11 protein-coding genes are annotated in these 13,622 nt (G+C 74.2%); 2 read left to right on the top strand and 9 right to left on the bottom strand.

The window, feature by feature from the left end:
• Positions 1-55: 55 nt before the first annotated feature.
• The 4 genes from C8N24_RS16630 to C8N24_RS16610 all read right to left on the bottom strand — a co-directional run bounded on the left by C8N24_RS16630 (position 56) and on the right by C8N24_RS16610 (position 6,906).
• Positions 56-3,115: an FtsX-like permease family protein gene (locus tag C8N24_RS16630; RefSeq protein ID WP_170179144.1), complete on the bottom strand. Its 3,060-nt coding sequence runs from the start codon at positions 3,113-3,115 to the stop codon at positions 56-58.
• A gap of 126 nt (positions 3,116-3,241) precedes the next feature.
• The gene (locus C8N24_RS16620) at positions 3,242-4,924 is read right to left on the bottom strand and encodes a beta-propeller fold lactonase family protein (protein ID WP_121251652.1); all 1,683 of its coding nucleotides are present in this window, start codon (positions 4,922-4,924) and stop codon (positions 3,242-3,244) included.
• A gap of 27 nt (positions 4,925-4,951) precedes the next feature.
• Complete coding sequence (locus C8N24_RS16615; RefSeq protein WP_121251650.1) at positions 4,952-6,424, bottom strand: glutamate-cysteine ligase family protein; 1,473 nt, start codon at positions 6,422-6,424, stop codon at positions 4,952-4,954.
• A gap of 17 nt (positions 6,425-6,441) precedes the next feature.
• Positions 6,442-6,906: a hypothetical protein gene (locus C8N24_RS16610; RefSeq protein ID WP_147447837.1), complete on the bottom strand. Its 465-nt coding sequence runs from the start codon at positions 6,904-6,906 to the stop codon at positions 6,442-6,444.
• A gap of 13 nt (positions 6,907-6,919) precedes the next feature.
• Between C8N24_RS16610 and ybaK the strand changes: the two genes are divergently transcribed.
• Positions 6,920-7,390, top strand: a complete 471-nt coding sequence (ybaK, locus tag C8N24_RS16605; protein ID WP_121251645.1) for a Cys-tRNA(Pro) deacylase — start codon at positions 6,920-6,922, stop codon at positions 7,388-7,390.
• On the opposite strand, the gene C8N24_RS16600 is transcribed toward ybaK, so the two are convergent.
• The 3 genes from C8N24_RS16600 to C8N24_RS16590 are packed head-to-tail and all read right to left on the bottom strand — an operon-like array spanning position 7,387 to position 10,799.
• Positions 7,387-8,403 (bottom strand): sugar ABC transporter substrate-binding protein, encoded by a 1,017-nt coding sequence (locus tag C8N24_RS16600; RefSeq protein ID WP_121251643.1) that lies wholly within the window; start codon positions 8,401-8,403, stop codon positions 7,387-7,389. The genes ybaK and C8N24_RS16600 overlap by 4 nt on opposite strands.
• On the bottom strand, positions 8,400-9,977 hold the full coding sequence (locus C8N24_RS16595; RefSeq protein ID WP_170179143.1) for a sensor histidine kinase: 1,578 nt from the start codon (positions 9,975-9,977) through the stop codon (positions 8,400-8,402). The genes C8N24_RS16600 and C8N24_RS16595 overlap by 4 nt, the downstream gene beginning before the upstream one ends.
• Before the next feature lie 60 nt (positions 9,978-10,037).
• The gene (locus C8N24_RS16590) at positions 10,038-10,799 is read right to left on the bottom strand and encodes a DUF4097 family beta strand repeat-containing protein (RefSeq protein WP_170179142.1); all 762 of its coding nucleotides are present in this window, start codon (positions 10,797-10,799) and stop codon (positions 10,038-10,040) included.
• A 449-nt stretch (positions 10,800-11,248) separates the two neighbouring features.
• On the opposite strand from C8N24_RS16590, the gene C8N24_RS16585 reads away from it, so the two are divergent.
• Positions 11,249-12,613, top strand: a complete 1,365-nt coding sequence (locus tag C8N24_RS16585) for a TrpB-like pyridoxal phosphate-dependent enzyme (RefSeq protein WP_121251637.1) — start codon at positions 11,249-11,251, stop codon at positions 12,611-12,613.
• Here the strand turns inward: C8N24_RS16585 and C8N24_RS16580 are convergent.
• Positions 12,606-13,079, bottom strand: a complete 474-nt coding sequence (locus tag C8N24_RS16580) for an ATP-binding protein (protein WP_121251635.1) — start codon at positions 13,077-13,079, stop codon at positions 12,606-12,608. The genes C8N24_RS16585 and C8N24_RS16580 overlap by 8 nt on opposite strands.
• A 49-nt stretch (positions 13,080-13,128) precedes the next feature.
• Positions 13,129-13,593 carry an NUDIX hydrolase gene (locus tag C8N24_RS16575; protein WP_121251633.1) on the bottom strand — a complete coding sequence of 155 codons (465 nt, stop codon included), beginning with the start codon at positions 13,591-13,593 and terminating at the stop codon, positions 13,129-13,131.
• Positions 13,594-13,622: the final 29 nt, after the last annotated feature.

Here is a 13,622-nt window from a genome sequence, read left to right as displayed (position 1 = left end):
CACGCCGCGCCGCCCGCCCACGCCGCGCCTCGCTTCCCCGCGCGTCGCTTCGCGGTCAGCCACGGAGCCTCCCCACCGCGTCGCCGCGGAACGCGCGGCGCGCCTGCCCGCCCGCGGCCACGATCGCGGCGACGGCCGCCGCCGCGACGGCCAGCCCGGCGAGGGTCCATGGGAACGTCGGGAGCAGCTCGGGCAGCGGGCGGCGACCGTCGGCGCCGAGCGCGACGAGGTCCGTGAAACGGCCGGTGAGCGCCGCGCCGCCCACGACGCCGGCGAGCAGGCCGACGAGCGCGGTCGCCGCCGCGCCGGCGACCATCTGCGCCTGCAGCGTGCGGGGCGGGACGCCGACGGCTTCGAGCTCGGCCTGCTCGCCGCCGCGGTCGCGGGCGGTCGCGGCGACGGCGAGGAGGACCGCCGCGAGCGCGACCAGCGCGCCGAGGATCGCCAGCCCACGGAGGGCCACGAGCACGCCGCGGGCGAGCGGGTCCGCGGCGGCCGCGGCGGCGAGATCCGCGCGACGCAGCTCCGGGCCGGACGGCGGCGCGGGGCCGATCCGCCAGTGCTCGGACACGGCGGCCAGGCCCGGGTACTGGGTGTTGAGCGCGGCGAACAGGCGGCCGACGTCGGCGATCATCGCCTCGCCCGGGCTGGTCGTCGGCACGTGGCGGACGGTCCCGACGATCCGCATGCGCGACTGGCCGCCGCCCGGCAGGCGCAGCACGAGGTTCCCGCCCGCGCGCACGCGGGCGGCCAGCGCGGGGGTCGCCAGGACGGGGATCGGCTCGCGCGCCGCCGGCTGCTGCGGCCGGATGCCGAGGTACCCGACGACGCCCGCGATCGAGTACGAGAACGTGCCGCCGGTGAAGCTGCCGGCCGTGCTCGGCATCCAGTCGGCGAAGTCGGTCAGCGGGGCGCGGCGGCCGTCGGCGAACGTGGCGGTGAGCGCGCGCGGGATCACCTCTCCCAGGTCGCTCGTGCCACTGCCGCCCGGGCCGAGCGCGACTTCCAGCGCGACGATCCGCCCGCCGCGCTCGCTGCGCGGGACCGGCGCGGACAGCCGGTAGCCGCCAGGCGGGAGCTCGGTGCCGCCGAGCAGTCGCGCGAACGTGCCGTCCGCCCGCTGCACCGCGAGCTGGATCACCGCGCGGGCGCCGGTGAGCTTCACCGGCAGCTCGATCCGGCGGACGTCACGCGGCAGCTCCACGCCGCCGAGCTGCAACCCGTCCGGGTCGCCGTCGAGGCGCTGCGCGAGCTGCGCGATCGGCGTCGAGCTGAAGTCCTCGCGCCAGCCGGGCAGCCGCGGAAGCGCCTCCGCGCCGACGCCGACCACCTGCACCGCCAGCGGCCGCCCGAGCGTCTCAGCCTTGATCCGCACGACCGGCGTCTGGTCGGCGCTCGGCCGAGACCCTGCCGCCGGTCGCAGCCCACGCACGTCGCCCGCCGTCCGGTACGCGGCCTGGTCGAGCGCGCCCTGCTGGAGCGTGCGCGCGTGCCCGAGCGCGAACGTCCCCGCCGCCGCGGCGACCGCCACGACCGCGACCGCGGCCGCCGTCCGCGCGGGCTGGCGCGCGAGGGCCACGAGCGCCAGATACGGGCCGACCGGCAACCGCTCCGCACCGCGCGCGAGCGCCCGCAGCAGCGGCGGCACGAGCCGCAACGCCAACAGCCCGCACGCGAGCGCCGCGGCCCCGGGCGCGAGCACCAGCACGGGATCGACCGCCCCGCCGTCCGCCAGCGCGACGGCGTCCACGCTCCCCCGCGACGCGCCCTGCCACACGATCCCGCCGAGCACGACGACGCACCCGGCCTCGAGCGCGACCCGCACCCCACGCGACTGCGCCCCGGCCAGCACGCCCGCGATCACCCCGACGCCCGCCCCGAGCAGCACGAGCGCGGCGACGAGCGCGCGGGACGTGAAGAACCCCTCACGCAGCACGACCGCCACGCCGGACGCGCCGGCCGACGAGCCAGCGGTGGGACCGACCGACGAGGGGACGGCCGACCCGCCCGCGGCAGCGCCGGCAGACGGCGGCGCGCCCGCGATCGTGGCCGCGGCCGTCGTCGTCGGCCCGTCCAGCGCGAGGCTCGCCGCCAGCGCGGTCGCGGCGACCGCGATCGTCGCGCCGACGAGCACGCCGGCCAGCGCGGGCATCGTGGCCTCGCCGAGGACGAGCGTGGTCCGGTGGCGGCGGCGCGCGGCCATCGCGCGCAGGCGGCGCAGCTCGGCCGCGACGTCGTCGTGCTGCTCGGCGGCGGCGAAGGCCGCGAACGCGAGGAGGATCGTCGCGGCCAGCGCGGCCACGATCAGGGCGAACGCGGCGGCCGCGCGGCCGCGGCGGGCCTCGGCCGCGATCGGAGCGGTCGGCAAGCTCACCTGGGCGCCGTCGATCACGCCCGCGAAGGCGTCCTGCACGTCGGCGAGGCCGGTGAGGACGCGGTCGGTGTTCCAGGGGTGGACGGTGCTCGCGTCGAGCACGCGGGTCCAGCCGAACGTGCGCGGCAGGCCGTCGAGGGCCTCCAGCTCCAGCAGCGGCGCGACGCCGCCGGCGACGAGGAACGTCGCGCCCGCGTCCGGGCGCCCCGGGGCGGGTGGCAACGGACCGAGCGGTACGCCGTCGAGCCGTCCGCGACCGACGACGCGCAGGCGTGCGCCCTCGAGGTCGACGACCGCCTCGGGCCGGCCGGCGACCGCCACGACCTCGCACACCCGCGCGTCGCAGCGCGTCGGGAGCCGCCCGGCCGCCAGCCGCACGTACGTCCCGAGCGCGTCGACGCCCGCCAGCACGACGGACGTCCGGCCGACCGCGCGCCCGCTGAACCGCACCGACCGCGCGCCCGCGCCCGGAAACCCGGCCGCCACGTCGGTTTCGAGCGTCCGCAGGGCATCCGCCCCGCCTTCGCGCTCGCCCGGCCGCTGGACGGTCAGCCGCAGCGCACGCTCACTCGCCGACGCCTCGGACAGCGCGCGCCCCATCGCCGCGTCGCGCGCGACGAGCGTCAGAGGCCCGGCCGCGAGCACGACGGCGGCGGCCGCCGCGACCCCGACCGCGACCGCGAGCAGCGCCCCCGCCCGCCGGCGGCTTCGCGCCAGCACCAGACCCAGCACCGCGAGCACGCCGCGACATAAAGGGGTCTGACCCCTTTAGGGAAGCGCAGGTTCCTTCAGGCCCACGTAAGCGGCGCTAACGCACGACCACGAACCTAAAGGAACCTAAAGGGGTCTGACCCTTTTAGCTGCCGTTTACCTTTGGAGCGCGACCCGCCGGCGCACGTCGGACAGGCCGTTGACCTGCGCCACGACGACCGCCGACCGTCGCCGCGCGGCGCTCGAGGACACGCGCAGCGTGATCGCCCGCGCGGCGCCCGCCGCCACGCGGAACCGCGCCGACCGTGCGCCGGCCACCCGCGCCGCGCCCGCGCACGCGCGCCGGGCGGCCTCCGGGCAGGACAGCCGCACGCGGATCGTGCCCGCGCGGGCGACCCGCGCCCGCGAGGAGGCGATCGCCACCGACGCGGCAAACACCGCCACGCTCCCCGACTGCGGGCTGGTGACGTACAGGCTGCGCCCGTCGCCGCTGGCCGCGAGGTCGGCCGCGCCCTGGATCACGCGTCCCTGGGAGCACGCCTTCAAGGTGAGGTAGGCCTCGACGCAGCCGAACTGCGACAGCGCGCCGGTCGCAGGGTCGCGGGTGAAGGCGGTCAGCGCGTAGTCGCCGGCCGCGTACACGGTGCGCCCGTCGGCCGACACGGTGACCGCGTCCGGCTGGGACAGCGCGGCGGCGCGGCCGCAGCCCGGGATGCGCTCCTCCTCGTCCTCGTCGTCGTAGAAGTCGTCGGGGTCGACGACGTCCTCCCGCGTCGGTGAGGCGTACTGCAGGCAGCCGGTCGCGCTCAGGCGGCCCGTGGCGGCGTCGCGCGCCAGCCACGTCAACGTGCTGTCCTCGGCGCCGACCACGTACAGGGCCGCGCCGTCCGCCGTGATCGCGCCGTCCTGCACGTTCACCAGCGACGGCACGCTCGTGCACGGCCCGCCCGCGGGCGCGTCCGCGAGCAGGCAGACGTTCGGCGACAGCTTGCCCGTGGTGGCGTCGCGCCGCAGCCCGACGACGGACCCGGAAGCCGCCGACGTCACGTAGACGTCCGCGCCGTCGGCCGCCATCAGCAGCGTCGACGCCCCGGCGAGCGCCACGCCGTCCTCGCACTGCCCGTCCGAGCCGGTGTCGCTCACGCACCCGGACTCGGTCAGCGCACCGGTCGTCGCGTCACGCGCGAAGGTGACGACGGCGCCGCTGCGGTCACCGACCACGTAGACGTGCTTGCCGTCGGGGCTGACCGCCACGTCCGTGGCGCCGTCCAGGGCGAACCCGCTCGTGCACCGCTCGCCGAACCCGAACGTGTGCTTGATGCACCCCCGCTGGGTGAGCGCGCCGGTCGTCTCGTCCCGCGCGAACCAGGAGATCGCGTTCGAGCTCGCGGCGACCACGTACGCGAACCGCCCGTCCGGCGAGAACGCGAGCGCGCGGGCGTCCCGGAGCGCGTCGGCGCGCGTGCACAGGCCGTCGGAGCCGACGCGCCCGTCACCGCCCGTGGCCGTCACGCACGAGCGCGCCGTCAAGGCGCCGGACCCGCTGTCGCGCGCGAACACCGCCACGCCGTTGGAGCCGTCCAGCGCGCCACCGCCCGACACCACGTAGACGTGCTGCTGGTTGGGCGAGACGACGACCGACCGAGCCGACTGCAGCCCGCCCGCGCGCGAGCAGGCGACCGGCGTCGTCTCCTCCTCGTCGTACTCGTCGATGACCTCGAGCCCGGTCTGCATCACGCACCCGGCCTCTCCGCCGAGCTGGGCGAAGCTCTGGCCGAACGCCGGAGCGGTGAACAGGAGCGTCATCAGCGCCCCGAGTGCGAGGAGGATCGAGCGCATGGCCCGACCCTCCCACAGGCGATCAGGTCAAGGCAAGGGCCACGTGTGCACGGGCTCGTTGGAGTGCATGTGCTCGCGGTAGCGGACCGTCATCTCGCGCAGCGCGTCCTCGCGGTCCAGCCGGTCGTAGAGCCGGTGGAAGGCCGCGGCCTGCCACGACGCCCCGTTGACGTGGTCGACGCAGCGCCGCTCGATGATCTCCAGCAGGCGGTCGGCGTCGCCGCTGTCCACGCCCCAGCGCGACAGCCCTTCGCGCGCCATCGGCAGCAGCCGCCGTAGCACGAGCTCGCTCGCCGGCACCTCGCCGACGCCCGGCCAGAACACGCGCGCGTCCAGCCCCTCGCGAGCCCCTGAGTAGAAGTTGTCCTCGGCCGCGGAGAACGACATCTGCGTCCAGATCGGCCGGTCGTCCTCGACCAGCACGCGCACGAGCCCGTAGTAGAAGGCGGCGTTCGCGAGCGTGTCGACGATCGTCGGCCCGGCCGGCAGCACGCGGTTCTCCACCCGCAGGTGTGGCCGTCCGCGCGCGATGTCGTAGATCGGCCGGTTCCAGCGGTACACCGTGCCGTTGTGCAACCGCAGCTCCTGCAGCTTCGGCGCGCCGCCGGACTCCAGGACCGCCACCGGGTCCTCGTCCTCGACCACCGGCAGCAGCGCCGGGAAGTAGCGCACGTTCTCCTCGAAGAGGTCGAAGATCGACGTGATCCAGCGCTCGCCGAACCACACGCGCGGCCGCACGCCCTGGGCCTTGAGCTCCTCCGGCCGCGTGTCCGTGGTCTGCTCGAACAGCGCGATCCGCGTCTCCCGCCACAGCTCGCGGCCGAAGAAGAACGGCGAGTTCGCGCCGATCGCGAGCTGCACGCCCGCGATCGCCTGCGCCGCGTTCCAGTGCGCGCCGAACGCGGCGGGATCGACGAGCTGGTGCAACTGCACCGACGTGCACGCCGCCTCGGGCGCGATCGTGTCGGCCAGGATCGCGAGCCGCTCCACGCCGCGGATGTCGATCTCGAGGTCCTCCCCGCGCGCGGCGAAGATCTGCTCGTTGAGCAGCTTGTAGCGCGGGTTGGCGCTCAGCGCCTCGCCGTTGAGCAGCTGCTCGGTGAGCGTCGGGAGGATCCCGATGATCATCATGTGCGCGTGCGCCTGCTGCGCCTGCTCCTCGGCATGGTTGAGGTCGCGGCGCACGGTCTCCTCGAGCTCCGTGAACACCGGTCCCTCCAGCTTGCGCGGCGGGATGTTGATCTCGATGTTGAACTGCGCCAGCTCGGTCTGGAAGTCGTCGTCGGCGATCAGCTCGAGCACGTGCGTGTTCGCCAGCGCCGGATCGCCGGTCTCCTCGGTCAGGTTGAGCTCGATCTCGAGCCCGATCGAGCGCTTGTCCGGGTCGAAGCGGGCCTCCGCGAGCATCCGTGCGAAGACGTCGAGGCACAGCTTGACCTTGTCGCGGTAGCGCTGGCGGTTCTCGCGGCTGAAGGTGGTGTCAGCGACCTCGTCGCCCATGCTCTCGTTCCTTCCCCCTAGTCGATCACGATCCCGACCGTGACGCGAACGACCTTCCCGTCCTCGATCCGGAAGTCGGTTACCCGCTGGCCGGGAAGCAAGTCGCGCGTGTGGCACGTGAGCGAGGTCTCGACGGTCTCGCACTTCACCCGCGGGACGTTCTTGACGACCTCATCCTGGGTGGAGCCGACGCCGACGCCCTTCGCCGTGCGGTCGCCGAGGCCCGTCGTCTGCACCGACGTGACCTCCTTGCGGCCCTGGAAGAACACGCCGATGCCGCCGGCGAACGTGTACCGCTGCCACGGCCCGAACTCGTTCCGGCCCGAGTTGACCTTGGTCGGCTTGCCGAGGGCGGCGCGCACCTGCGCCGGGCTCGCCCCGAGGCGCGCTCCCGCGATCCCCCGGTCGATCTGGATGAGGGCCATCGCGTTCGGCACGCAGGCGAAGAAGGCGAGAGCAACCAATAGGCTGAAGCGGCGCATTCGCGCAACCTACATGAGCGCCACGCCAGCCACGAAAGCCCTCGAGCGCGCGAAGGTCGCGTTCGTGACCCACACCTACGAGCACGACCCCAAGCACGAGTCGTACGGGCTCGAGGCGGCCGAGCGGCTGGGGCTGGACCCGGGCACGGTCTTCAAGACGCTCGTGGCCGACCTGGACGGCAAGCTGACGGTCGCGATCGTGCCCGTCGAGCGCCAGCTGGACCTGAAGGCGCTCGCCGCGGCGGTGAAGGCCAAGAAGGCGCAGATGGCCGACGTCAAGCAGGCTGAGCGCACCACGGGCTACGTCGCCGGCGGCATCTCCCCGCTCGGCCAGCGCAAGGCGCTTCCGACCGTCATCGACGAGTCGGCGCGCGCGCACGGCACCATCCACGTCAGCGGCGGCCGTCGTGGCCTCGAGGTCGAGCTCGCGCCGGATGACCTCGCGCGGCTCACGCGAGCGGCGTTCGCCCCCATATCTCGCTAGCGGATCCCGTCCTCGGACAGGCGCAGCGCGTCCTCGGCGTTGTCCTTGGTCACGAACTGCGGGCCGGTCGGGATCAGCTGCCCCGTGCCGGCGAAGATCCCGTGCCGCACCTTCTCCGCGAGCATGATCACCGGGATGTAGCCCTGCAGGTACGGCTGCTGGTCGACCGCGAACAGGATCTTGCCGTCACGCACCGCGGTCAGCACCTCGGGGCTGAGGTCGAACGTGGCGACCTTGATCCGCGCGCTCTGGCCGCTCGCCTTGACGGCGGCGATCGCCGGGGGCGCCTCGTTGGACCCGAGCGTGACGACCGCGTCCACCGGCTCGCCGCCCAGCGCGGCCGACATGCGCCGCTGCGCCGTAGCGGCGTCCTGGAGCGGGACCGCGAGCGACCGCACGCGCCCGCCGATGCCGGCCTGCAGCCCGCGGCAGCGGTCGTCGAGCCCCGCGTTGCCCTCCTCGTGGTTCACGCACAGCACGCTCTTGACGCCCGCGCGCTTGAGCCGCTCGCCCGCCTGCACGCCCGCCTCGTACTCCGGCTGGCCGACGTGGGCGAGCACGCCCAGGCGCTTGAAGGCGTCGCTGCCGCTGTTGATCGTGATCGTCGGGATGCCGGCTTCGACGGCGCGCCGGATCGACGGCCCGAGCGCGATCGGGTCGGGCACGCTGAGCACGAGGCCGTCCGGGTGGTCGGCGACGGCCTGGTCGATGTAGCGCCGCATCGTCGAGATCGAGAACGAGTCGGGCGCGCGGTAGGACACGGCCGCGCCGGTCTGGCGCCCCGCCGCCTCGGACCCGCGCTTGACGACCGGCCAGACCGGGTCGGACGCCTGGCCGTGCGTGATGAACACGAAGCGCATGTCGGCGATCCGGACGCCGCGTGACTGCTGGTCGGGCGCGTCGCGGGTGACGGCCCGGTCGTCGGCGCGCACGACGATGTCGTCGCCGGGCACGGTCCGCTCGGCCCCGCAGCCGGCGAGGACCAGGAGGGCGAGGAGCAGGAGCCGCTTCACGACGCCCGCTCCGGCGGCAGCGGGTGCACGGGCCAGGCGCGGATCTCCGACGCCTCGGCCACGAGCGAGCCGGCCTCGATCGGGATGTGCGCTTCCAGGCGCGTGCCCTCGCCGACCGGCGAGTAGACGTCGAGGCGGCCGTCCAGCACCGCGAGCCGGTCGATCAGGCCGCGCAGGCCGGTGCCGCCGGCGACGGTCGCGCCGCCCTTGCCGTCGTCGGTGACGACGACCACGACCTCGCCGTCGACCTCGTGGACCCGCACGGTCGCGTTGCGCGTCTCGGCGTAGCGGATGACGTTCGTGAGCCCTTCGGCGACGACGAAGTAGGCGGCCGCCTCGACCGGCGCGGGCAGGCGGTCGGGCAGCTCGACCGAGGCCTCCACGTCGAGCGGCGCGCGCGCCACGAGCGCCTCGACGGCCGCGCCGACGCCGCGCTCGGACAGGAACGCCGGGTGGATGCCGCGCGCGAACTCGCGCAACTCGGCCAGGGCGATCGCCAGCTTGTCGCCGATCTCGTCGACGGTGGTGCTCAGGCCGCTGTCGCCGAGGCGCGCCTTGAGCATCCGCAGGTCCAGCGCGAGCGAGACGAGCTGCTGCTGCGCGCCGTCGTGCAGGTCGCGCTCGATCCGGCGGCGGGCGTCGTCGGCGGCCTCGACGATCCGCAGCCGCGACACCCGCAGCTCCTCCACCCGCGCGCGCAGCTCGGCTTTCAGGCGCTCATTGTCGATCGCCAGCGCGGCGGCGGAGGCGGCGGCGGTGACGAGCTCCGGCGTCGCGTCGAGCTCGGCGTCGTGCACGATCGCGGCCACGCGCACGCCCTCGTGCTCGACGGCCGTCCACGTCCGCCCCGAGCCCTGGTCGGGCAGCTCGACCTTGCGGCCCGCGTCATCGACGAAGATCTCGCGGTCGGGCAGCCAGTACGCGATGTTCAGCGACCGGTCGCCGAGGCGCTCGGCCAGCATCTCGCGCACCGGGCCGCCCTCGACGGCCGGCGTGCGCAGCACCCGCCGCGCGAGCCCGCACATCAGGTAGCCGACGCCTTCCAGCGCGGCGATCGACACGATCGTCGCCGGCAGCGCGAGGGCGCACAGCGCGAGCCCGACGACCGGGCCGAGCGCCCACGGGCCGAACAGCCGCCCGTCGTCGCCCGCGAGCCCGCTCACGCCGAGCCCCGCCAACAGCACCGTGAGCACGGCGGGTGCGAGCGCGACCACGAGCACCAGCAGCACGGTCGGCAGCTTGAGCAGCAGCATCGCCGCGACCCGCCAGTACGTCCGGTTGCCGAGCTGCTCGCGCACGCCGCCACCGGGAGGCGGCGGCGGGACGGGCGGCAGGTGCGTCTCCAGCAGCCGGTTGGCCTGGCGCCGCTCGCCCTCGGCCAGCCGCCAGGTGAGGCGGGCGGTGCCGACGAGGATCGGCAGGCCGACCCACAGCGGCGCGAGCAGCACGCCGACGAGGAGCCCGCCGCCCACGAGCAGCAGGTACGTCAGGCCCTGGCCCAGCCCCACGACGAGGTACAGCAGCGTGCGCCGGGCGGCGCGCAGATGGGGCGCCATGTCGATGGCGCTAGCCACGCCGGCACCTGGGCGAGTTCCCGGCAGCGCTGGCGAGCGCGCGGCGCGAGTCATGCGCCGTCATGCCGCCTCGACCGTCACGTCGCCGCTCGTCGAGAGCGCCTGGATCTGGAACGGCGCGTCCTCGACGGAGGCCAGCCCGCGCGTGCGGACGTCGCCGGTGTCGCTCTGCGCGTCGATGCTGTAGCGCGCCGCCGGCACGACGGCGCGCACGTCACCCGTGCGCGACCGCAGCTCCAAGCGGTCGGCGGAGCACTCGGACATGGTCGAGACGTCGCCCGTGTCCGACACCGCCTGCAAGGAGAAGCCGCAGAAGCCGGTCGCGCGGATCGCGCCGGCGCCGGTCGTGATCCGGACCGTCGCGCGGACGCCCGCGACGTCCACCTTCCCGCCCGCCGTCTCGATCTCGAGCGGGACGTTGTCGGGGACGGTGATCCGGTAGCTGACGCGGCAGGAGCCGAGCACCTGCTCCGGGCAGCGCGAGACGAGGCTGACCGTGCCGTCCTTGACGCGGCGGGTCTCCTCGGAGGGGTTGCCGAACGTGAACTCGTCGATCCGGCGCACCTCGATGGCCGTGGCGCCCCCGTTGATCTCCACGTCCGCGTCGCCGAGGTCCAGCCGCAGGCCGGAGACGTCGCCGAGGATGCGGTAGGGCGTCGTGCGCGTCTCGTGCGAGCGCGCGGACCAGACGGCGAGGACGGCCGCGACGACGATCAGCAGCAGCGCGGAGGCGGCGACCAGCCACCACCACGCCACGGGGGCAGGCCCAGGCGTGGTCTCCGACTGCTGCGCCCGGACCGGCGCATCCCCCGTGATGCTCACGGCGTAACCGTAGAGGTGCCGACGGTGCGGCTGTCCACACCATCGCTCACCTGTTCCCCGTAGCCCTCCCCCGTACGGGGGGTGGCAGGATTCTCCTCGTTCCCTGAAGGACTCAAGACACAGGCCCACGGATGGGCCACTTTCTCTCCTCGCACCGGCCCCAGGGCGCCCTATTCCCCCACCGACGCTCGCCGGCCGGCAAGCACTTGGGCCCGTCGCGTCTGACCAACGCGGCGGGCCATTTTGCTTAAGGCCTCGATCCTTATGAAGCATCAAGGTGCGGGCAAGGTGGCGCCAAGGTTCCACCGCCAGTCTTGAACGCAGTTCCTCCAAGCTCCGGCACCGGGAAGTCCAAATCCCCTCCGACACCCGCCGCCGTCGAAGCATCAGGGGCCGTCGCGTCTGACCAACGCGGCGGCCCCACCCCTCCTTCCCAGTAGATTCGGGCGATGAGCGAGGAAACGAAGTTCGTCCTCGGTGAGGACGCGATCCCGACGCACTGGATCAACCTGCTTCCCGACCTCCCGGGTGAGCCGCTTCCGCCCCTGAGCCCGGCGACGGGCCAGCCCGCCGGCCCGGAGGACCTGACGCCGATCTTCCCGATGGCGCTGATCGGCCAGGAGGTGTCGATGGAGCCGGAGGTCGCGATCCCGGACCCCGTCCGCGACGCTTACCGGCTCTGGCGCCCGACGCCGCTCTACCGCGCGCGGCGGCTCGAGCAGGCGCTCGGCACGCCGGCGAAGCTGTTCTACAAGTACGAGGGCGTCTCGCCCGCGGGCTCGCACAAGCCCAACTCGGCCGTGCCGCAGGCGTACGAGAACGCGCAGGCGGGCGTGAGGAAGCTCGTCACCGAGACGGGCGCGGGCCAGTGGGGCTCTTCGCTGGGGTTCGCGTGCTCGCTGTTCGGGCTCGAGTGCGAGGTGTTCATGGTCGGCTCCTCGTACGACCAGAAGCCCTACCGGCGCTCGATGATGCGGACCTGGGGCGCGACCGTGCACCGCTCGCCGTCGGACCTGACGGAGTCCGGGCGGGCGCAGGCGGGCAACGCCACCGGCTCGCTCGGGATCGCGATCTCGGAGGCCGTGGAGGTGGCGGCTCAGAACGAGGACACCAACTACGCGCTCGGCTCGGTGCTCAACCACGTGCTGCTGCACCAGACGGTGATCGGGCAGGAGGCGATCGCGCAGCTGGAGCTCGCGCAGGCCTTCCCGGACGTGATCGTCGGCTGCGTCGGCGGCGGCTCGAACTTCGCCGGGCTCGTGTTCCCGTTCATCCGCGGGACCCTGCGCGGGGAGAACCGGATCCGCTACCTCGCCGCGGAGCCCGCGGCGTGCCCGACGTTGACGCGCGGCCACTACGCCTACGACTTCGGCGACACCGTCGGCCTGACCCCGCTGATGCCGATGCACACGCTCGGCCACGACTTCGTCCCGCCGCCGCTGCACGCCGGCGGCCTGCGCTACCACGGCGCCGCGCCGATGATCAGCGGGCTCGTCAAGGCGGGCGTCGTCGAGGCGCGCGCGTACCGGCAGAACGAGACGTTCGAGGCGGCGGTGCGCTTCGCCCGCACCGAGGGCATCATCCCGGCCCCGGAGTCCGCCCACGCGATCCGCGGGGCGATCGAGGAGGCGCTGGCCGCCAAGGAGGCCGGCGAGGAGCGCACGATCCTGTTCGGGCTCAGCGGCCACGGCAACTTCGACCTCGCCGCCTACGACGCGTACCTGGGCGGCACGCTCGAAGACCCGGAGTTCTCCGAGGCCGACCTGGAGACAGCGCTGGCCGCGCTGCCTCAGGGGACGCCCGCCCTTAGCTGACGAGGACGGCGGTACGCCGCTCGGCGCGCCCGGACACGTGGCGCGCCAGCGGGCGGCCGTGCGGGCCGGCCGGGCCCATCAGCGAGAAGAAGGCGGCGATGCGGGTGCCGGGGCCGCGGCTCGAGATGTCCACGCGGTCGGCGAGGTCGCCCATCAGCGGCAGGCCGAGGCCGACGCCGGGGCTGTCGGCGCGCGGGCGCATGCCCATGCCGTCGTCGTCGACCGCGACCTCGACGCCGTGATCGTCCAGGCACGCGGACACGTGGACACGGCCCGGGGCCTCCCGATCGCGGTACGCGTGCACGACCGCGTTCGTCACCGCTTCCGACACCACCACTCCGACGGCGTCCTTGTCGACGGCGATCCCACTGAGTGCGTCGAGCACCGCTCTGCGCGCTCTTGACGCGCTTCGGGGCTCCGCCGGCAGGTCTACGTCGAGCAAGTTGGCCTCCACAACCAAGCTCATGGGAAGGGGTATGCCCGTCCCCGACGGCTTTACACCTGCCGTCGCGTCATCAACCGAACCGGGTACGCAGGCGCTCCAGGAACGCCGCCTGCGCCTCGTTGATGCGCTCGGCCGCCTCCTCGAGCCCGAACCACTCGGCGCGGTCGACCTCCGGGAAGTCCTGGAACGTTCCGCTGCGCGGCGGCCATTGCAGCGAGAAGGTGTTCGAGGTGACGGTCGACGCGTCGAGGTCGCCCTCGAGCGCCCACGCCTGCACGACCTTGCGCGACTTGAGCTTGACCGTGCCGAGGTCGGTCAGCTCGCCGGGGTTCGGCGCCGAGCCGGTCTCCTCGGTGAACTCGCGGATCGCGCACGCCTGCGCGTCCTCGCCCTCGTCGTGCTCGCCCTTCGGGATCGACCACGCGCCCAGATCCTTCTTGGCCCAGAACGGCCCGCCGGGGTGCACGAGCAGCACCTCGAGGTCGCCGCCGGCCGCGCGCCGGAAGAGCAGGATGCCGGAACTCCGCTTCGCCATCGGTCACAAGTGTGGCCGGTCGCGCCCCT

Source organism: Solirubrobacter pauli (genome assembly GCF_003633755.1).
Taxonomy (GTDB): domain Bacteria; phylum Actinomycetota; class Thermoleophilia; order Solirubrobacterales; family Solirubrobacteraceae; genus Solirubrobacter; species Solirubrobacter pauli.
This window is presented reverse-complemented; position numbering and strand designations above follow the sequence as displayed.